Annotated in this window: 13 protein-coding genes and 1 CRISPR repeat array (1 of these 14 cut by a window edge); of the genes, 7 read left to right on the forward strand and 6 right to left on the reverse strand. The window is 50.1% G+C overall.

The window, feature by feature from the left end:
* Positions 1 to 1,560: direct repeats of the CRISPR family, unit length 33 nt; unit sequence GTCGCGCCCCGCACGGGGCGCGTGGATTGAAAC; it begins 889 nt to the left of the window's first position.
* A gap of 170 nt (positions 1,561 to 1,730) precedes the next feature.
* From JFT56_RS18935 to greB, 3 genes are all read right to left on the reverse strand, one after another.
* On the reverse strand, positions 1,731 to 3,695 hold the full coding sequence (locus tag JFT56_RS18935; RefSeq protein ID WP_198781508.1) for an LTA synthase family protein: 1,965 nt from the start codon (positions 3,693 to 3,695) through the stop codon (positions 1,731 to 1,733).
* A gap of 215 nt (positions 3,696 to 3,910) precedes the next feature.
* Positions 3,911 to 6,286 carry a Tex family protein gene (locus JFT56_RS18940; RefSeq protein WP_198781509.1) on the reverse strand — a complete coding sequence of 792 codons (2,376 nt, stop codon included), beginning with the start codon at positions 6,284 to 6,286 and terminating at the stop codon, positions 3,911 to 3,913.
* 164 nt (positions 6,287 to 6,450) lie between these two features.
* The gene (greB, locus tag JFT56_RS18945; protein ID WP_198781510.1) at positions 6,451 to 6,954 is read right to left on the reverse strand and encodes a transcription elongation factor GreB; all 504 of its coding nucleotides are present in this window, start codon (positions 6,952 to 6,954) and stop codon (positions 6,451 to 6,453) included.
* Positions 6,955 to 7,331: 377 nt separating this feature from the next.
* On the opposite strand from greB, the gene ompR reads away from it, so the two are divergent.
* The 3 genes from ompR (at position 7,332) to JFT56_RS18960 (ending at position 11,524) form a co-directional block, all read left to right on the forward strand.
* On the forward strand, positions 7,332 to 8,057 hold the full coding sequence (gene ompR, locus JFT56_RS18950) for a two-component system response regulator OmpR (RefSeq protein ID WP_007652054.1): 726 nt from the start codon (positions 7,332 to 7,334) through the stop codon (positions 8,055 to 8,057).
* 42 nt (positions 8,058 to 8,099) lie between these two features.
* Positions 8,100 to 9,416, forward strand: a complete 1,317-nt coding sequence (envZ, locus tag JFT56_RS18955; RefSeq protein WP_198781511.1) for a two-component system sensor histidine kinase EnvZ — start codon at positions 8,100 to 8,102, stop codon at positions 9,414 to 9,416.
* Positions 9,417 to 9,544: 128 nt separating this feature from the next.
* Positions 9,545 to 11,524, forward strand: coding sequence for a methyl-accepting chemotaxis protein (locus JFT56_RS18960; RefSeq protein ID WP_198781512.1), 1,980 nt, complete (start codon positions 9,545 to 9,547; stop codon positions 11,522 to 11,524).
* Positions 11,525 to 11,604: 80 nt separating this feature from the next.
* Here JFT56_RS18960 and JFT56_RS18965 read toward each other — a convergent pair whose 3' ends face one another.
* Both JFT56_RS18965 and JFT56_RS18970 read right to left on the reverse strand, forming a co-directional pair.
* On the reverse strand, positions 11,605 to 12,078 hold the full coding sequence (locus JFT56_RS18965) for a peroxiredoxin (RefSeq protein ID WP_198781513.1): 474 nt from the start codon (positions 12,076 to 12,078) through the stop codon (positions 11,605 to 11,607).
* An 80-nt stretch (positions 12,079 to 12,158) separates the two neighbouring features.
* Positions 12,159 to 13,091 carry a choice-of-anchor H family protein gene (locus JFT56_RS18970; RefSeq protein ID WP_198781514.1) on the reverse strand — a complete coding sequence of 311 codons (933 nt, stop codon included), beginning with the start codon at positions 13,089 to 13,091 and terminating at the stop codon, positions 12,159 to 12,161.
* A gap of 368 nt (positions 13,092 to 13,459) precedes the next feature.
* On the opposite strand from JFT56_RS18970, the gene JFT56_RS18975 reads away from it, so the two are divergent.
* The 4 genes from JFT56_RS18975 to JFT56_RS18990 all read left to right on the forward strand — a co-directional run bounded on the left by JFT56_RS18975 (position 13,460) and on the right by JFT56_RS18990 (position 17,472).
* Positions 13,460 to 13,762, forward strand: coding sequence for a PepSY domain-containing protein (locus tag JFT56_RS18975; RefSeq protein ID WP_198781515.1), 303 nt, complete (start codon positions 13,460 to 13,462; stop codon positions 13,760 to 13,762).
* A gap of 2 nt (positions 13,763 to 13,764) precedes the next feature.
* Positions 13,765 to 14,460 (forward strand): response regulator transcription factor, encoded by a 696-nt coding sequence (locus tag JFT56_RS18980; RefSeq protein ID WP_198781516.1) that lies wholly within the window; start codon positions 13,765 to 13,767, stop codon positions 14,458 to 14,460.
* Positions 14,453 to 15,817, forward strand: coding sequence for an ATP-binding protein (locus JFT56_RS18985; RefSeq protein WP_198781517.1), 1,365 nt, complete (start codon positions 14,453 to 14,455; stop codon positions 15,815 to 15,817). Before JFT56_RS18980 ends, JFT56_RS18985 begins: the two co-directional genes overlap by 8 nt.
* A gap of 137 nt (positions 15,818 to 15,954) precedes the next feature.
* Positions 15,955 to 17,472, forward strand: coding sequence for a DUF3300 domain-containing protein (locus JFT56_RS18990; RefSeq protein WP_198781518.1), 1,518 nt, complete (start codon positions 15,955 to 15,957; stop codon positions 17,470 to 17,472).
* A 17-nt stretch (positions 17,473 to 17,489) separates the two neighbouring features.
* Here the strand turns inward: JFT56_RS18990 and JFT56_RS18995 are convergent, their stop codons facing one another.
* Positions 17,490 to 21,158, reverse strand: coding sequence for an EAL domain-containing protein (locus JFT56_RS18995; RefSeq protein WP_198781519.1), 3,669 nt, complete (start codon positions 21,156 to 21,158; stop codon positions 17,490 to 17,492).
* Between the last annotated feature and the right edge of the window lie 163 nt (positions 21,159 to 21,321).

Genomic DNA, 21,321 nt, shown 5'->3' on the forward strand with positions numbered 1-21,321 from the left:
GCGTGGATTGAAACGGGTATATTATTTAGGGATTATTAAACCGTAGGGTCGCGCCCCGCACGGGGCGCGTGGATTGAAACGCTCACATGCTGGACTTTGATACCGCTGAATTTGTCGCGCCCCGCACGGGGCGCGTGGATTGAAACGCTTTAGTGTTGAGCGTTTAAGCGCAGAGATCACGTCGCGCCCCGCACGGGGCGCGTGGATTGAAACTCAGTTAACTCTATAGTCCTTACCAGTGCACCAGAGTCGCGCCCCGCACGGGGCGCGTGGATTGAAACTGCAAAGTCGATATCTGCTGGTGATATTGGTCTAGTCGCGCCCCGCACGGGGCGCGTGGATTGAAACTGCATTGCTGATTTTATCTAACTGCATACTCTGAGTCGCGCCCCGCACGGGGCGCGTGGATTGAAACACCACAAGCAATGCTAAAGCTTGCTACTGCGTTAGTCGCGCCCCGCACGGGGCGCGTGGATTGAAACTCGCGCTGTGCAATCGCTAAGTCGAGACCAAACGTCGCGCCCCGCACGGGGCGCGTGGATTGAAACAGAGATAGTCGCTTATCAGTATCTCTACTCAATAGTCGCGCCCCGCACGGGGCGCGTGGATTGAAACACTGAAATACTGAGTGTTGTCATTGTACATCTTGTCGCGCCCCGCACGGGGCGCGTGGATTGAAACCGCTAACAGACTGGATACTAAACCAGAACGTAGAGTCGCGCCCCGCACGGGGCGCGTGGATTGAAACCTGCCGTGGCATCATTGCTGCACAGCATTAGGGGGTCGCGCCCCGCACGGGGCGCGTGGATTGAAACCTTCGTCAGCCGTTGCAATACCAAGTGCGCCAGTGTCGCGCCCCGCACGGGGCGCGTGGATTGAAACTTAACTGCACAAGCTGCTCTGGATTTGGTGATGACGTCGCGCCCCGCACGGGGCGCGTGGATTGAAACACTAACAAGCAGTTTGATGAGGTAACAACTTACGTCGCGCCCCGCACGGGGCGCGTGGATTGAAACAAACTAACAAAGGAAGTTGTGCAGCGGTGGGCTTGCGTCGCGCCCCGCACGGGGCGCGTGGATTGAAACAATAACTTTGAAATCGACTTTTGATAGCTTTAACGTCGCGCCCCGCACGGGGCGCGTGGATTGAAACATATGTGATTAGATAAAAATGCTAACTCTTAACTGTCGCGTCCCGCACGGGGCGCGTGGATTGAAACTGCTAATGGTCTACCTTCTGAATCAACTTCTCAGGGTCGCGTCCCGCACGGGGCGCGTGGATTGAAACGGCTTTGTTCGCGGCTTCGGTTCATTTGAAGAAAGTCGCGTCCCGCACGGGGCGCGTGGATTGAAACAATTTCGAGTAACACTTCGGTGTTAGGGTCAATAATGTCGCGTCCCGCACGGGGCGCGTGGATTGAAACGAAACGGGTGAAGAACCGACAGTATGTGCTAACAGTGTCGCGCCCCGCACGGAGCGCGTGGATTGAAACATTGAGGTTTCAAACGCCATCGTGCGAACAAACTCGTCGCGCCCCGCACGGGGCGCATGGATTGAAACTCTATCGTAGGATAACTACACTAAACCGCCTCATGTCGCGTCCCGCACGGGGATAAATAGGTTCGGGGTCCTAAAACCTAGGGCCTATCTCCTAAAACCTAGGTCCTAGCCCCTAAAACCTAGCCCCTACGCATTATGCTAAAGGTCCGATAAACAGTATTTTTACGCAATTAGTTAGCTAGGCGATAAAGCTCTTGCTGGTAGGCTAAACTGCCCCACAAGGCCCAGCTTAGGGCCTTTGTCTCAAGGGCTTGGGCGGAGGGTGGATTAGGCGTTAACTGCTCAGTTTTTTCGTCATATTTGAAACCCTGTGGTGCTTTTTCGGGTTGCAACACAACCACATCTTTGCCTTCCATCAGGGCGAAGTTTTTATCGTATTGCATTAACGCGCGCCCCGGCCAATCGTCGCTCACCTGAGTCAGATCGCGACCGAGCATAGGGTAAGAATCTGAAATACCAATTAAAGATAGCAAAGTAGGTGGTAAATCAATTTGACTAACAATGCGATGATCGCGCTTAGGTTCAATCGCATCCCCGAGGATCAGCCCAGGAATGCGAAAACGCGATACGGGGACTAAATCCGCCCCGCCCACTCGGCTGTCATGGTCGGCAACCACAATAAAAATCGTGTCCTTCCAGTAGTCGGCATTTTTAGCGAGTTTGAAAAACTCTCCAATCGCATAATCGGCATATTTCGCCGCGTTATTACGGGTTTGCTTAGGTTGTTCGTAAAGCTCGATACGTTCATCGGGGAATTCGAACGGATCGTGGTTACTCGAACTAAACACTAAACTAAAGAATGGCTTACCTTCACTGTGTAGGCGTTCAAACTCGCTATTCGCCTTACGCATTAAGTCTTCATCAGAGGCGCCCCAGGAACCGACAAAGGCGGGAGATTTATAGTCCTTTTGATCTATGATGTCGCTAAAACCGTTACCCAAGAAAAAGCTGCGCATATTATCAAAATGGCTTTCACCACCATAGATAAACTGGGTTGTATAACCATGATTTTTAAGAAGTTCTGCTATGGTAAAAAAGCCAGTTTGACTCTTCCCCAGCTTCACGACGGCGCGCGCGGGTGTGGGGGTAAAGCCCGTTGTTACCGCTTCGATACCGCGGACGGAGCGAGTGCCTGTGGCGTATAAATTATCGAAATACCAGCCTTCCTTCGATAAGGCATCGATATTCGGTGTCAGGGGTAATCCCCCTAAACTCCCGACAAAACGGGCACCTAAACTCTCTTGCAGTAGGATCACTAAGTTTTTGGGCTTACCGGTGAAACTCGCTTGGTTAAAACTCAGTGAGGGGATATCCGTTGAAGTAAAGGCACTCTCGGGGCGACCGCTTTCCTGCCTGATAGTGGCAATAATTTCGGCATTATCGAGTTTGCCATACACTTTTGATGCATCTTCTTCACTACCCATCTGTTTGATGGCAAACACTAATGAATAGGCGGAGTTAATCACTAACGAGTTCACTAATGGATCGTCGGCAAAGGCCACCATAGCCGGGTTAATCGGTCTATGGCCTAAGGTTGAACGGGCACCTAATATCGTCACGGCAATAACCAGTACCGCCATCACAGGGCGCCAATACCAGCGTGGAAAACGGATATTTTTCGTGAGTTTACCGCTTAAAATCCAGCCACCCCAGAGTGTGCCTATCGTTAATAGCACGGAGAAAATCAGTTCGAGTTTTCGCCCCGCCCATAACATGGAAATCACTTCTTTAGGGTAAATCAGGTATTCCACATACAAACGATTCGGACGAATGCCGTATTCTTCAATAAAGGCTGGCGTCGATACTTCGAGGAAGAGAATAATCCACAGGCCAAGGGTCAACCACAGCCTTAGGATAGGTTGCCAAACTCGGCCAATAAGATGATCACCCGAAAACAACGCCGTCCCAAGAGCGGCAATACCCCACAGCCAACACAGAGTTGCGATATCGACGCGTAACCCTTGGATTAACAGGTGTGACCAACCGTCGACCGCGCTTACCCGTTCGGCTTGCCATAGGCCTAAACCGATACGACTCACGCTTGCAATCAACAGAACTAATAGACAAAAAATGAAAATGGCGCGAAAAGGCCCGTGGGCGCCCTGACGTCCGCGAGTAGATAAACCTGACAGCATGTATTACCCCAAAACAATCAATTTCCACTCAGCTTTGGAGTGTCTATTTGAAGAAAACCTAGGAAGAAGTCGTCCTATGACAACCTATTTGGCTTAAGGTTGCATTAAATTGCCGCCTTTATAGTCTCGATGGTAGCAAAAATGCAACAATTTTATGATTAGCGAGTAAAAAATGCTGACTCGGACACAGGTCTGTCCGAGTCTGGCACTGTCGTTTACTTTTTCAGTTTAGCGAAGGCATCGGCAAAGGCGTTACCCATGGCCGCATTGGCTGGCGCTTTAGGCGCAGACTTTTGGGTGGGACGCGCCGCAGGTTTTGCCGATTGCGGGGCTTTACCATTATGCGTCTTTGCTGGGTTATGGGGTCTTGCCTGCGACTTGCTCTGATCTATCGCTTCATCCAGACGCATACTCAGGCCGATACGGCGGCGCTCGACATCCACCTCCATCACTTTCACTTTCACTACATCACCGGCTTTCACCACTGTATGTGGGTCGCTGATAAATTTGTCGGTCAGTGAAGAGATATGCACCAGTCCATCCTGATGCACGCCGATATCGACAAAGGCGCCAAAGTTCGTCACGTTAGTGACCACGCCTTCTAAGATCATCTCAGGTTTTAGATCCTTAAGCTCCTCAACCCCGTCCTTAAACTTAGCGGTTTTAAACTCACCGCGGGGGTCGCGCCCAGGCTTATCCAGCTCGGCTAAAATGTCCGTTACGGTCGGCAAACCAAACTCGGGGGTAATAAACTCCTTGGCATTAATGCTTCGCAGCAGATCCGAGTTGCCGATAAGACTCGCCAGCTCCACCTGTTTAGTCTTAGCTATGGTTTCGACTAGCGAATAGGCCTCGGGGTGCACTGAAGAGGCATCGAGGGGATTGCTGCCTTCACGGATACGCAAAAAGCCCGCGGCTTGCTCATAGGCCTTAGGCCCTAAACGCGGCACTTTAAGCAGCTCTTTACGGTTGGTAAATTGGCCATTGGCATCGCGGTAATCGACCACATTTTTCGCTAATGTCTTGTTTAAACCCGCCACTTGCGCCAATAAGGGCACAGAGGCCATATTGAGATCCACACCCACACCGTTTACACAGTCTTCCACCACGGCTTCGAGTGAGCTAGATAACTGGCTCTGGCTAACATCGTGTTGATACTGCCCCACGCCGATCGATTTAGGCTCGATTTTCACTAACTCGGCCAGCGGATCCTGTAAACGACGGGCGATAGACACAGCGCCGCGAATAGAAACGTCCAGATCTGGAAACTCCAGCGCCGCGAGCTCTGACGCCGAATACACAGAGGCGCCCGCTTCACTGACCATGACTTTGGTCAACTGTGGCTGCGACTCTTTAACGCTGGCAATCAATTCGGCTGCCAGCTTGTCGGTTTCCCGCGAAGCCGTACCGTTACCAATCGCAATCAACTCCACCTTATGCATCTGCACTAAGTTAGCGAGGGTTCGAATAGACTTGTCCCACAAATTTTGCGGCGCATGGGGGAAGATAGTAGTGTGAGCCACTAATTTGCCGGTGTTATCGACCACGGCAACTTTAACGCCGGTACGTAATCCGGGGTCGAGTCCCATCGTCGCTTTGGCTCCCGCGGGCGGCGCCATCAGCAAATCCCCTAAATTACGGGCAAACACCTTAATCGCTTCGGCTTCGGCGCGTTCACGCATTTGCGAAATAAACTCAGTTTCCATTTGCAGGGCGATCTTAATCCGCCAGGTGGCCGTCACGACGGTTTTAAGCCATTGGTCGACGCTGCTGTCACCCAGTTTTAGCTGTAAATGCTCACTAATAATCACTTCACAGTAACTGCCCTGGCCCGCTTCAGCGCCAGGGTCGGCATTCATAGATAAAGCTAAGAAGCCTTCATTTCGACCCCGTAACATGGCCAAGGCGCGGTGTGAAGGCACCTTTGCCAAGGGCTCTGTGTGCTCAAAATAATCACGGAATTTTGCACCTTCTTTCTCTTTGCCGGCGATAACACGGCTTTCTAACACACTGTTTTGGCTTAAGTGTTCACGTATTTTACGCAATAGCTCGGCATTTTCGGCGTAGCGTTCCATCAAAATATAACGGGCGCCTTCGAGCACGGCTTTGATATCGCCAAAGCCCGCTTCCACATTCAAATAACTCGTCGCCATCGCCTCAATATCGGCATTGCGATCCCCAAGCAGCGCATCGGCTAATGGCTCAAGGCCGGCCTCTATGGCAATTTGGCCCTTAGTGCGGCGCTTAGGCTTGAAGGGTAAATAGAGATCTTCGAGGCGCGTTTTACTGTCGGCGTTATCGATATCCTGTTGTAACTGTGCGGTTAATTTCCCCTGCGCCTGAATGCTAGACAAAATCACTTGGCGGCGATCATTGAGCTCCCGCAGGTAACCTAAACGCGTGTACAAGGTACGCAGTTGAGTATCGTCTAAACCACCTGTGGCTTCTTTACGGTAACGGGCAATGAAGGGAACCGTAGCGCCATCGTCGAGTAGGCTGATGGTTGCGCTAACTTGCTGCTCACGAACATTCAGTTCTTGGGCGATAGTGTGAGCGATGTTATGGACAGAGTTATGGGCATTAGTTTGCATAAATAAAATGTCGCGCCTAACGGGTTGTATGGGTCATGATTGCGCCCAAGATACCACAGGCGCAGGATCAATTTCATGCTAAAGCCAGCGTCAAATCACAGAGTTTGATCTTCTGGGCGATGATTTTCGAGCGCTTGGGCCTTATTACGCCGGCAATCACAGGCTTAATCTGTTTCGCCGGCTAAGGGTGTTTCGAATGGCGTGTAACGGATCTCGTTGATATACCATTCTTTTGGGCCAGAAGGGGTTTGCACTACCACCTCATCATCCACTTGCTTGCCAATAAGCGCCCGCGCCATGGGGGAATCGATAGTGATATAACCGAGTTTAGTATCGAGTTCATCTTTACCGACAATCCGATAACGCACCCGCTCACCGGCGTCATTTTCGAGTTCAAACCAAGCACCGAAGTAAATCTTACCTTCCTGCTGGGGCGAGTAATCGACAATCTTCAGCTCTTCGAGGCGCTTCACCAAATAGCGAACACGGCTATCTATTTGACGTAAAAGCCTTTTATTGTAAGTGTAATCCGCATTCTCGCTTCGATCTCCCTGCGCGGCCGCCTCCTGCACTTTGAGGGTGATCTGCGGGCGATATTCCTTCCACAGGTATTTTAATTCTTTATCTAAGGTCATCCAGCCTTGGCGGGTGATCAAATGCGCTTTCATGTTATGACTCAATCGTTGAATAAAATTGCCGCCATTAAAACGGGCCAATATTGACTGATAATACTCAGACTCACAGCCAAAGTTAACAAGCTATCGAGCAGCATTCCAACTCTCCCCAAGCTAAAATGCCAATTTAGTTACAATTTCATGTGCATAGTGAATAAATGCAATGATTCCCATGCAATTTCATTTGCTTAGTATTAACATTGAACGGAAATAATCAGCATTAAGCGCATACTCGCTGAGATGATCAGCTAGTCGCTTAGGCTGAATGCGGCTATATTAGGCGGATTCGTTTTCAATTTCAGCTAGTTAATCTTAACTGCATTAGGGCAACACCTATAAAAGCAGTAATCCGAGCAATTAAAGGACATCCCATGGGACAAGAAACCTCGAAAATCCTCGTCGTCGATGATGATATGCGCCTCAGAGCGTTACTCGAGCGTTACCTGATGGAGCAAGGCTATCAGGTACGCAGTGCGGCCAATGCCGAGCAGATGGACAGGCTATTGGAACGTGAAAACTTCCATCTTTTGGTGCTCGATCTTATGTTGCCCGGCGAAGATGGCTTATCCATCTGCCGTCGTTTACGCCAACAGGGAAACCCAATTCCTATCGTGATGCTGACCGCCAAAGGCGATGAGGTTGATCGCATTATTGGCCTAGAGCTAGGTGCCGACGATTATCTACCTAAGCCCTTTAATCCAAGGGAATTACTGGCGCGAATTAAAGCAGTGATGCGCCGCCAAACCCCAGATGTCCCCGGCGCGCCCGCCCAGCAGGAAGCCGAGATCAGTTTCGGTGAGTTTTCCCTCGATTTAGCCACCCGCGAGATGTACCACGGCGACGAAGCTATCGCGCTGACCAGCGGTGAATTTGCGGTGCTCAAGGTATTGGTCACCCATCCACGGGAACCTTTATCTCGGGATAAATTGATGAACCTTGCCCGCGGCCGTGATTATTCTGCATTGGAGCGCTCGATTGACGTGCAGGTATCCCGCCTGCGCCGTTTGATTGAAAAAGATCCGGCAAACCCAAGGTATATTCAAACCGTGTGGGGCTTAGGTTATGTGTTTGTACCCGATGGTGCGGCGCGTCGATGAACCGCGTTGCCACCTTAATTCACTGCGGTTATTGAGCCCACGATGAAACTCAAGTGGTGGCAGCGATTAATCCCCCGCAGTGCATTTAGCCAAACCGTGATGCTGATTGGTTGCCTATTACTGATCAATCAGCTGGTGTCTTACCTCACGGTAGCCGTGTATGTGCTTAAGCCAAGCTATCAGCAAATCAACCAGTTAATCGCCCGCCAAGTGAAGCTGCTGTTTGTCGACGGTATCGACATTGGCCGCGAGCACTTAACCATAGTCGATGCCCTCAATGCCAAAGTCCGTGACGATGGGATGAAAATCTACAATCAGCAACAGGCCAGAGAGGCGGGGATAGAACAGGCGACCTATTACGGTTTTTGGTCATCGCAAATGTCGGAGTACCTCGGTGGTGAAGCCGAAGTGCGCGTCACCCACGGCAGTGTATTACAGATTTGGATCCGCCCGCCCCAAGCCCCTTCGGTGTGGATAAAAGTGCCGCTTATCGGCCAGAATGTCTCCGATCTTTCGCCGCTTACCCTCTATTTACTGGTGATAGGCGCACTCAGCGTCGCCGGCGGTTGGTGGTTTGCCCGCCAGCAAAACCGCCCACTCAGACGGCTACAAAGGGCCGCTATCTCAGTTTCCCGCGGGGAGTTTCCTGGGCCATTACCCCTTAAAGGCTCGAGTGAGATTGTTGAAGTGACTAACGCTTTCAACCAGATGGCCCACAGCATGAAGCAACTGGAGCAGGATAGAGCCCTGTTGATGGCGGGCATTTCCCATGATTTACGCACACCGCTGACCCGAATCCGCCTCGCATGCGAGATGATGGTAGAGGAAGATCAATATCTTAAAGATGGCATAGTCAACGATATCGAGGATATGGACGCCATCATCAGCCAGTTTATTGCCTATATTCGTCAAGATCAGGAAGCCAGCCGCGAGCCGGGGCAAATTAATAAACTTATTCAAGATATCGCCCAGGCAGAAGCCAATCGCGCGGGCGAAATTGAGTTGGCGCTTATGGACTGTCCCGAAGCCTTATTCCAGAGTCTCGCCATTAAACGGGTATTGAGTAATTTAGTCGAAAATGCCTTCCGTTACGGTTCTGGCTGGGTGCGTATCAGTTCGCAATTCGATGGCAAACGTATCGGTTTTAGTGTCGAAGATAATGGCCCTGGGATAGATGAGTCACAAATCCCCATACTTTTTCAACCATTTACCCAAGGTGACATCGCCCGTGGCAGTGTCGGCTCTGGGTTAGGGCTTGCTATCATCAAGCGGATTATCGATAGACACCAAGGGCAAATTAAACTCTCTAACCGCGCCGAAGGCGGCTTAAAAGCCCAGGTGTGGTTGCCACTGGAATAACCCAAGATCACAGATTTACACATAAGCCGACAAAGCTAGCTTCAACCTTGGCCTTGTCATATTAGTGTCACGCTAAATTCATAAACTCGGTGCAGTTAACTCGCTCTGTCCATTATGAAGATTGCAAAATGAAAATTTCAACGCTGTCGCTCTCTGCCTCCGCCCTGTTGTTATTGCAGGCGGGATTATTAGCCGCCGTCGTGCTGTGGAGCAGCGATCAACGGCAACAGATTGAGCAACAAACCCAGGCATTGCAAAGCATTCAGCAGGATTTTCTCGTCGGTGTACGCCGCGATCTCGATGGTTACTTAGCCAATGGTAATGCCAGCCAACTTGAACAGGCTAAAGCTAAACTCAGCGCCATTAACACTCAGCTTACAGAGCTCAATCTCACCGCCACGGGCGCCACCGATAATGCATTGCAGCTTGGTCTCAACCAGTTTATTCAAGATTTAGACACTAAATACCGCGCCGCAGGCAAACTCGCCGCAAACCCGCGGCAACTACTCGCCCACGCCGAGTCTGAAATGCTCGACTATAATCGTCGCCTCGGCAGTTATGCCGACAAAGGCTTAACCACTAATGCCGCCATCGCCGAGCAATATCTGCAATTAAGCCGCGATTTGCCCTCTATCGTCTATCAACTTTCCCAACTGACCGACGGCTATCTGATCGGTAAAAATCAGCAGCTCAAGGGGATTTTAGACAGCACCAGCAAGGAATTAACGCACTGGCACGACAGCTTAAATGCCCTACCCTTAATAGGAATATATGAGCAGCAGGAAGCCGATGAATTTGCCCTCGGCGCCAGCGAGCCAGAACAAATTGAAGTCGGTGAGAGTGACCGCAGTGAATTGCTAAGTCTCGCCAATAGATACAATAAAGAAGTCGCCAACACCCACCAATTGCTGCAAGCCAACCAGGAGATGCAAGCTCAACTTGTCCAAGCGATTAGCCATGTGGAACAACAACTTATAGGTTTAGGCGATGCACAGGCGGCGAAAAATCAGCAGCTTAAATACGAACTGCAGTTGCTCCTCTACACCATGGTTTCGATTATGGCCTTGTTTGCCATAGGTTATTTGATCCTGCAACAGAATCGGGTCGTCAAACCGCTTAAACGCCTCAACCAAGCCTTTATGAAGTTAAGCGAGTCTAATAGCCGCGAGCGTTTAGACATTAATCGGCGCTGTGAGACGGGCCAAATTGCAGGCCATTTCAATCAACTATTACAACGATTTGAGCAGGAAGATGAAACCCAACGTCAACAAATGACTAAGGTTTCGCAATCCTTAAGCCAGTTGGTGGCGCGCATTACTCAACTATCCCAACATACTGAGCATACGCAAACGATTGTCAGTGATACTCAAACCCAAACTGAGCATATCCGTCACTTAGCCCATGAGGTCAGCCACACTTCGGAATTAGTTGAACAAAGCGCCGCCGAAACCATGCGCCAGATGCAATCGAGCCAAGCCGAAGCCGAAGCCGTGCTCAGCGCCACAGAACAGACACAAACCGCCGTTGGCCTGTGCCATGCCTCACTCGAAAGCCTGAATAATTCAGTCACGGACGTTGCCAAAATCATTGATGTGATTGGTAATATCGCCGAGCAAACTAACTTACTCGCCCTCAATGCCGCCATCGAAGCGGCCCGGGCTGGTGAACAGGGTCGCGGCTTTGCCGTGGTCGCCGATGAAGTGCGAAGCTTAAGCCAGCGCACCCAAGTGTCCTTAAATGAGATAGTAAAAATCCTGCAACAACTCACCCAATCGAACCATGCCCTCGGCGAGAGTGTCGATGGTATAGCCCAGGCCACCAGCAGCCAAAAACTGCGGGCGCAGAGTTTATGGCAAGTTGCACAAAACGTGCAAAATCAAGCGAGTGAAATGGCCAACACCGCCAAACAGGGCTCGCTCAATGCTAAAGAACAGGTCGATTATCTCGATGAATTTGTGCGCACTATGGATAATTTAAAGGCGCAGGCACAAACCAGCTCCCAACAGAGTGAAGTCATCGCCCAAGAAGTGCAGCAAAGCGTTGAAGATATAGAAACCAGCTTAGGGATTGGCGATACCCAGGGTTTCTCCCAAGCACGCGCAGCTTAAGGTTTTTGCAGTAATAACAATGGGAGCCTCGGCTCCCATTGTTATTTTTGATACCAGCAAACAGCTTAAAGTGCGGCTAATTAGAGTGCGGCTAACACCACTTCGGCTTTGCTGACCTCGAATGACTTTGGCGCTTCAACATTGAGCAAGCTCACTACGCCATTGTCGATAATCATAGCGTAACGCTGCGAGCGCACACCGCCAAAACCTGCAGTATCCATCTCGAGTCCTAACGCCTTAGTAAAACTGGCATCGCCATCGGCTAACATCATCAGTTCTGAGGCATTTTGCGCTTCGCCCCAGGCTTTCATCACGAAGGCATCGTTCACAGAGACACAGGCAATGATATCCACACCTTTGGCTTTAAACTGATCGGCCAGTACCACATAACCTGGTAAATGCGCTTCGGAGCAGGTTGGTGTGAAGGCGCCAGGCACCGCAAATAACACCACTTTTTTACCCGCGAACAGCTCGGTAACTTGATGATTTACCATGCCATCTTTAGTCAGTTGGCTTAACGTGGCCGCAGGTAATGTTTGACCTTGAGCAATCATGGTTCTCTTCCTTTAGTTAAAGTAACCCGCCCATACTAGCCCTATTTCCCCAAGATAAACACCGAGAGAAATAAGGGCGATTAGACTCGAGTTCGATTCAACCGCAGCCCCGCACACAAACTAAGACATAACAAACCTAATACTGAGAATGCGCCGCCACTTTCTTCTACCACAATCACTTCATCAATATGGTCACGGTCGCTACTTTCCAGTGGCAGCGCATACAGGCCATCGGTTTCATCGGCGCTAATGGTCGCGACAATATCGCTATAACCCACTTCATAGACATCGATTAACACATCGTAGTGATCCGTTGGATAACCCGAGTAGAGGGTAGTCAACACTTCATAATCATCCTGGGTCGAGTCGCCGTAAATGGTAAATACATCCGTAGTGTAGTAATGCACCCAAGGTCCACCGTTACGACTAAGGTACAATTCGGCAAAGAGATCGGCGCGCTCATTAAGGTATGCGCCGAACACATCCACATCAAATGTCACGCTAAAGGTTTGATAAAAACCATCGTAATCAAAATCTTCGAACAATCGACTACTGGCATCAAAAATCGCAAAGCTATGGTATACGGGGGAGCGATAGGGATCTTCAGTGGCCGCACTCGAACTGGGGATTGGCTGGCTCGCATGTTTTGCGATCACTTGTTCACGGGTCAATGGCGTCGCGCCCATCAACTGTACGCGATTGGTACTCGGATGTTTTGCCGACAAAGACGGCGCTAAAGACTTCACCGCAACCGCTGCGGCTTCACCCACAGTTTGGGCGGGAGCCGACTGTTGCAGCAGGCTCAAGGCTTGCTGCTCTTGCTCCGCGGCTTGTTCGGCATCGGCCTTTTTCGTCATGCCAATACTGGCCGCACTAAAGGGAGCCAAGCTTGGCTCATCGATGGACTCTGCGCTCACAGTTGTCGGTGCCAGCAATACGCCTGCCAATACCATCGCCTTAACGAAGGCGGCGTTCACTGTGGCTGCCATACCTTGTTGTTTAAGTGTGTTCATCTTGAATACCCCATGGATAATCCGTTCAAATTGATGACATTAAAGGGCACCCAATGTGAACATAGGCTGAACATATTTATCCGCTGCTATTCAGCCAACAATACGTTCAGCGTTAATTCATCTGCCTTAAATAACACTAAGGTGCATAGCCTGGGCTAAGGATAAGACTCGCTCACTGTGGATCAGTTCAGCCAGCTCACAAGAAGGGCTAACCTGCGTGATTATCCCAGTGAATTTTGAAGGAATTATGCTAACCCATTGGTCGATCTCTAGGCGTTTGTTTAGGTGATAAGGTATTCTTAGTCGACTCGATAAGTTATTCACCTATCTATTTGCGTAAGATCGCCGAACATTCGCGGGTACCCGATATGAAACTTGGTTTGACACTGCCACTGATCGCTTGCTTGTGCTTCTCCTTTAGCTGCATGGCGGGAAATGATAAACAGGATGATCGCAACCAGCCTCGCAATCAAGGGGCTAAGCAGGAGCAGCGTCGTCTCGTGGTTAACAGCCCAGATCAGGCCGTGGCTATGGTGCAGCGCCAATACCGTGGCAAAGTGCTGAGTGTGCAGTCGAGTGGCTCTGGCTATCGCGTCAAAATCCTCAATAACGATGGGCAGGTCTTTTCTGTATCGGTTGATGCCGCCACGGGCCGGGTGTCGAGGAACTAACTATGCGACTCTTATTGGTTGAAGATGATATAGAACTACAGAGCAACTTAAAGCAACACCTGCTCGACGCCAATTACAGCATAGATGTTGCGAGTGATGGCGAAGAGGGGCTGTTTCAAGCGCTTGAATATAATTACGACGCCGCCATTATCGATGTCGGCTTACCCAAACTCGACGGTATCGCGCTGATCCGCAGCGTGCGTCAAAAAGAGCGCGATTTCCCAATATTAATCCTCACCGCGAGGGACAGTTGGCAAGACAAAGTCGAGGGCCTAGACGCCGGTGCCGACGATTACCTGACAAAGCCGTTTCATCCCCAAGAGCTAGTCGCCCGCCTAAAAGCGCTGATCCGCCGCTCGGCAGGTAAGGCGAGCCCGTTGATTTATAATGGCCCTTTTAGTTTGAATACCAGTAGTTTAGAAGTACGTAAGGGTGAACAGCTGATTAATCTCAGCGGCTCCGAATACAAATTATTCGAAATCTTTATGCTGCATCAGGGTGAAGTGAAATCGAAAACCGTGCTCACGGAACATATTTATGATCAGGATTTTGATTTGGACTCCAATGTTATCGAAGTCTTTATCCGCCGCCTACGCAAAAAGCTCGACCCTGATAATCAATACAATCTGATTGAGACCCTGCGCGGCCAAGGTTACCGCCTAAGAGTGTTAACCCCAGAGCAAGGCGCCGATGAGTAAACGCGCCTTGGCATGGCAACTGCTAAATTCCCTTAAAACACGGCTCGTTCTCAGTGCGCTGCTGTTTATCTTAGTGCTACTGCCGCTGATTGGCGTCGCCCTCAACGACGCCTTTACCGAGCAGGTAAAGAGTGCGGCTAAAAATGAACTCAGTGCCTATGTTTATTCCATTCTGGCGGTCACTGAGGTGGAAAATAGGCAAATTTCCATCCCTGAATTAGTGCTTGAAAACCGATTTAACCTTATTCAATCAGGGCTTTATGCCATTGCAACTACCGAAGGCACAGGCGATAAGCAGGCGATAGTGTGGCATTCCCAATCCTTTATGGGCATCTCTCCTCCGGCCCATTTCACTATTCCTCCCACGGGTAAAAGCGCCTTTGAGCAAATCGAACTCACGGCTCAGCCCCACCTGATTTATAGCTTCAGTGTGAGCTTTGCCAGCCAGAATGAAAATGTGCCCGTGACCATACACATCATTAAGGATGAGCGAGAGTTTCAGCAACAAATTGACCAATTTAATCAACAGCTTTGGACTTGGTTAGCGATCCTTATGCTGGTCATGCTCGTGTTCCAACTGAGTTGGTTATTGTGGACACTCAGGCCGCTGGCACGCTTCACCCAAGAACTCCACGATGTTGAGCAAGGCAAGTCAATCCAATTAAGCAGCCAATATCCCAATGAATTACAGGCGGTAGCGAGGCAGCTTAATATCCTGCTCAATACCGAACAAACCCAACGCAAGCGCTATCGCAATGCCTTGGCCGATCTGGCCCATAGCCTGAAAACGCCACTGGCGGTGATCAAAAGCCAAGCCGATCTGAGCGAAGCCTCGAGCGAGCAAGTGTCTAATATCAGTCGGATCATTAGCCATCAGCTCAAGCGCGCCCAGACTGCCGCAGCGGCCTCTTGGCATTTGGGGACCAGGGTCGATGAGGTCGCGGCCAAACTGCTGCGAACCTTAGCGAAAATCTACCGAGAGCCGCAGATCAATCTGACTGCAGATATGGCGGAGCACGCGGTATTTAAGGGGGATGAAGCCGATCTCACTGAAATATTAGGCAACCTGCTCGACAATGCCTGTAAGGCGGCGAAGTCCACCGTCAAATTAACCGTCACGGGTGATGCCTACCAATTGCAGATCTGTATCGAAGACGATGGCCCAGGGATCAGTGAAGCAGTAAAAACTCAAATCTTTGAACGGGGGATCCGTGCCGATTCCTATCACCAAGGAAATGGCATTGGATTGGCGATTGTCCGTGATTTAGTTGACAGCTATAACGGCAGAATTTCAGTTTCGCGCTCAGAATCCTTAGGTGGCGCCCAATTTAACCTTAGCTTTATCCACTCTGCTTAACCTTTACTTTCAATAAGATAGATTAATTAATTCCACGCAATAAAACATTTACGCCGATAAAACACTTTCAGCTTATGTTCATATTCAAACGCCTATGATGCCAATAACATCCTCAAACAGGATTATTGGAGTAAATCATGAACAGACTACATAGATGGAACTGGCTAGTATTATCGGTGGCATTAGTCGCCCTGCCTTTCACTACGCCGACCCAAGCCGCGGGCGTATCGGTCAGCCAAGGTTCAAGTGCCGCAATTGGCCAGGCCGAACTCGAGCAAATGTTAGCGCCGATTGCACTCTATCCCGACAGTTTGTTGAGCCATATTCTGATTGCCTCTACCTATCCACTCGAAGTGGTACAAGCAAATCGCTGGTTGGAGGGCCGCCCTAAATTATCGGTCGAACAGCGAATGTCACAGGCAGAGGTAAAGGACTGGGATCCTAGCATCAAAGCCCTACTGGCCTTTCCGACTGTACTGCAAAAAATGAGTGAAGATCTGGACTGGACCCAAAGATTAGGGGAGGCCTTTTTAGCCGATGAAGCCCAAGTGATGGATGGTATTCAGTCACTTAGACAACAGGCGGATAAAGCGGATAGTCTGGCAAATATGGACAATATGGCGATTACCCGCGCCAATAACCAGATCATCATAGAGCCAGTGCAACGGGAAATTGTCTATGTGCCCTATTACGATCCCCGAGTCGTCTACGGCACCTGGCGCTGGGGTGTGGCTTATCCCCCAGTGTATTGGGAGTTTGGTGGTTATGTGGGCTACCCTTACCGCCCAAGCCAGAGTTACTTTTACTGGTCACCCGGGATCCATATTTCCTTTAACTATTTTTTCAGCTCATTCCACTGGCATAACCACAGGGTCGTCGTGATTGACCACCATCATTCACACCACTATCGCCCACGGGAAAGATACAGTGTTAGCCATGGCGCACAACCCTGGAAACATAAGCCAGAACACCGACGTGGCGTCGTCTATCGCAACCCAGTGGTGAAGCAACGCTACTATAACGACAAACACTACAACGACAATAAGTTCCGCGGGCGCGATTCCCACTCCAGTGGTAGCGGCCAGCACTTCACTAGCCAATACTCGAAATCGAGGGAACAGCAAAATGCAGGTTATCAACGTGACCACAAGGGCTATGACAAGAACCATGATAAGGACAGAGGCAACAACTATAGCCGTGAGCGCGCACCGAGTTTCCAACATACTCAGGCCGAGTTAAAAGAGCGTCGTTCTGCGCCGATGAACTCAGCCCAAGCTAAAAAGGAAGGTTACCCAAAAGAGCGTGACGGCAATGCCCGCCATGATAATCAAGTAAGACAAATGCAGGCTAAAACATCGAGGGAACAAGCTAAGGACAACCCACAGAGACAGTATCAAAGCCGAGAACAGCAACCGCGTAACTTCGAGACTCGCACTCAGCCACAGAGGCAAGAAACACGCCCCGAGGTGAGACGCGCCGAACCGCAACGCGTGGAGCAACCTCGTCAATCGATACCAAAGCAAGCCGCGCCAAGGCAGCGGGAAGAGACCAAAGTCAGACAGAATGATTCACGCCAAAATATGCAAACGGCCCGTAGTGCGGAGCATAATCAAGGCAGATCGACCCAAAGCCAGGAACGACGCCACAGGGAATAAGCCGCCCTAATAAGCGGCTACAAATTTCGCTCGATAAAGCACAAACACTCTTCGGCGACTAGGGGTTTACTAAAATAATATCCCTGCACTAAGTCACACCCCATGCTTGAGAGTAATACCAGCTGCGCTTCATTTTCGACCCCTTCGGCAACCACAGTTAGCCCTAGCTCATGGGACATTGAAATAGTGGCGGCGCTGATGGCGGCATCGTTTGGGTCGCTCTCGATATCCTTAACAAAGGATCTATCCAGTTTTAACCTGTCTAAGGGCAGGAGTTTTAAATAGGACAAGGATGAATAACCCGTCCCAAAATCATCGATAGCGAGTTCAATCCCCTGGCTGCGTAGCTCAGCTAGTAAGCGGGCATTTTGCTCCGGATATTGCATCGCCACACTTTCAGTGATTTCAAGCTCCAACGCCCCTTTGCCTAAATTGTATTTAGCCAACACATTGGTGATGTCGGTAACGATAGTCTCTTTACGTAATTGATGTGCCGACAGATTCACCGCCATCCTCAGCCCCACAGCACCGGCGCGGCGCCAATCGGCTAACTGTGCCATGGCGGTCTCCAGCACCCATTGGCCTATGGGAATGATCATGTCAATTTCTTCGGCGATGGAAATAAAACGATCTGGCGCAATTAAACCAAATTCAGGATGTTGCCAGCGTACTAAGGCTTCGACACTCACCACTTGCCCTGTTTGAATATCGATCTGCGGCTGATAATGCAGCCTTAATTCATCACGGACGAGCACTTGCCTTAAGCCAGTTTCAATATGTTGCCGCTCGGTCACTGAGGTGTTCATGGCCGAGGTGAAAAACTGATAGTTATTCCGCCCCGCCGCCTTAGCTCGATACATGGCCATATCGGCATTTTTCATCAAAGCCTCAACACTGTCACCATCATTGGGGAATAAACTGATCCCTATGCTGGGTGATGAGTGTAATGGTTTATTATCAATGATATAGACTTGACTCAAACCATCGCGCAATGCCTCGGCAATCGTGGCAACCCCATCGTGATTGATATCTGATAACACGACCACAAACTCATCGCCGCCAAGACGCGCCACAATATCACTACTACCGACCACAGTCTTTAGGCGACGCGCCACCTCCAATAGCAGCAAATCTCCAATATGGTGGCCCAAGGTATCGTTGATATTTTTAAAGTGGTCCATATCGATAAACATCACGGCTATCTGGCTTTTGGATGCCAATGCCTCCTGGAACACCATTTCGAGGCGCGACTGCAAACTGAGTCGATTAGGCAGCAATGTCAGCGAATCATGGTGGGCGAGGAAATGAATGCGCTCCTCATTGACTTTACGCTCGCTAATATCGGTGAAACTGCCAATATAGTGGCTTACCGTGCCCGATTCATCTCGCACCACGGACATCATCAGCCACTTAGGAAAATCGTATCCATCTCGGTGACGATCCCACACTTCCCCTTGCCAAAATCCCGTTTGCTCGAGCGCGGCGCGCACTTGGGTATCTAGGCTTTTATCGGTACGCTCCGCCTCTAAGAATCGGCAGTTTTTACCAATAATTTCATCCCTAGAGTAACCCGTTATACGGGTGAAGGCGGTATTCACATCCACAATAATATCGTTGGCATCGGTAATAGTGATGCCCTCGCCACTCTGCTGAAACACCTGCGCCAACAGATTGACCCGCGCAGTAGTGCGTTCTTGTTCGGTAATATCTTCGACGATAAACAGGATTAACGGTTCACCATTTGCCGCCGTCACTAAAGCGCCATTGAGGCGCACCGCGATTAACTGGCCATTCTTATGGCGATAATGCTTTTGATAAGGGCCGTAACGGCGGGTGCTTTTTAAACGATCTAATTGCTCGGCTTCGCTCGACTGATAGCGTATTGGCGTTAACTCCCAGGGTTCGAGTCGATTTAACTCTTCGAGGGTGTAACCCGTAATATCAACAAAGGCTGGGTTTACCGCAACAAATTGCCCATCCTCAAGGCGCTTAAGGACGTGCCCAACGGGCGCCTTGTCGAATAAACTGCGGTATTTTTGCTCGCTTTCACTCAAAGTGGCCTGAAAAGCTTGGCTACGGGCGATTTCTTTCGATAACGCCATGGTTTTTTCGGTCACTTTTTCGGCAATACGATGGCGTTCACCGGAAGAAACTAGGGTCATGCCCCCCACAACGGCGCAGGTGATAAAGGCCAGAAGCAACATGAGTAACGATAGGCTAAAGGTATCCCCCATCAGCGTGGCATAGGATTGGTAGATCACTATGTGCCAATTGCGGTCGGCTAACATCAGATTAGTTTGAAAATATTGCCCCATTCTGTCGCTATAAACCCTGCCGGAAAACTCGGGGAAATCTTTTTGGCTATTGGCGTAGAGCAAGGTACCGCCCGCACTGGTATCGGTCAGTTTCCAGTGCAAACCTTGCACTCTTTCCACCCCATTAATAATTTCCCGTAGATCTATGACGGCCGAACAAAATCCCGAAATATTTCCTAATCTGTCAAAGACAGGGGCGATAAGCAACGAAGCGCCTGGGCCATTAGGATCCTGAGTTAATTGGATTTTTTCCGTCATTACCGGCGTTAGCGTGGCACGGACTTTGGCAATCGCAGCGGCGCGGGTGGGCTCGCTATTAAGATCGAGCCCGAGGGCGGCTTCATTCCCACGCAGCGGCTGTATATACATTACTGGCACTAACCAGCCATCGGCATTGATATGCCAATCCGCTGGGCGCTTAATTTGATAGGGGCCAGCAAGGGCATCGCGGGCCGCCGCTTCAAAACTCTCTTTATCTTCCACTGGAACTAAGGGCGACCAAGACCAGGCACGAAAGCCCTCCGCCTGCAGCTGATTGCGCTTACCAAACTGGATAAACTCAGCCTCAGAAACCCGTTCGCTATTATCGAATAGGCTCGCTAGGGCGACGATTTGCTGTAGGTTAGCTCCTTGAAAGCTCTTGATATCACTAATGATAGCGTTAGATTGAATTTGAAACTTATCCTGCAACTGCTGGCGTTGGTTGATATCTGAGTAGTAATAAATCCCCACACACAATAAAAACCCGACCAACAGTGGAACCCCCGTTTGAATACGTCGAGACCGCCAGATAGCTCTAGGATCGAACACCAACATAATCAAAGGAATAAAGATCACTGCCCCGAGCAAATCCCCCATCCACCAATTGAGCAGACTGCCAAGTAAATCGGCACGGGGAATAGTGCCATTAGCGACTAAGGCTAAATTCCCAAATAGCGTGGCTATCAAGCAAGTGAAGCTTAAGCTCAGGCAGGATTTTATAACGGTATTGGGTCTATCTAAGGTCACCAGATGGTCGATACGGCGAAGAACATGGGCCGAGACAACCGCCTGCAGAGCAGAACCGAATGCGATGGCCATGGGCAACCATCCCCAGTGTGTCAGCCCGCCCACATTGATATTAAGCAGCACTGAACCCACCACCACTCCAATCCAAGGAGCGTATTCTTTCCATAGAATGCAAGCCGCGATGGCAATCCCTGCCGCAGGCCAAATTGCCGCCGAGTAACCAGGGGGCAGCGCAATCATCAAGCCCATTTTACCCACAACAAAATAGGCTAAGGCAATGCAGAAATTAACCCTAAGGTAGTGGCTAAATGATTTAATATACAATCCCTTCGCGCTGATACATACAGTGTTACGAATAGGCATAATGCCCTATTCACCGAATCAATCTCAAGCCCAGTGATAGGACTCAGTCGATTTAATGAAAGTGAATTTTAACCAAAATAGATCTTAACGAAAGCGGATCACTTTGCCGCCGGGCCAATTCACGTACAAACTCACACTTTTACATTTTTTGAGATACCAGATG

Origin of the sequence: Shewanella putrefaciens (genome assembly GCF_016406305.1) — a bacterium.
In the GTDB taxonomy this organism is placed as follows: domain Bacteria; phylum Pseudomonadota; class Gammaproteobacteria; order Enterobacterales; family Shewanellaceae; genus Shewanella; species Shewanella putrefaciens_C.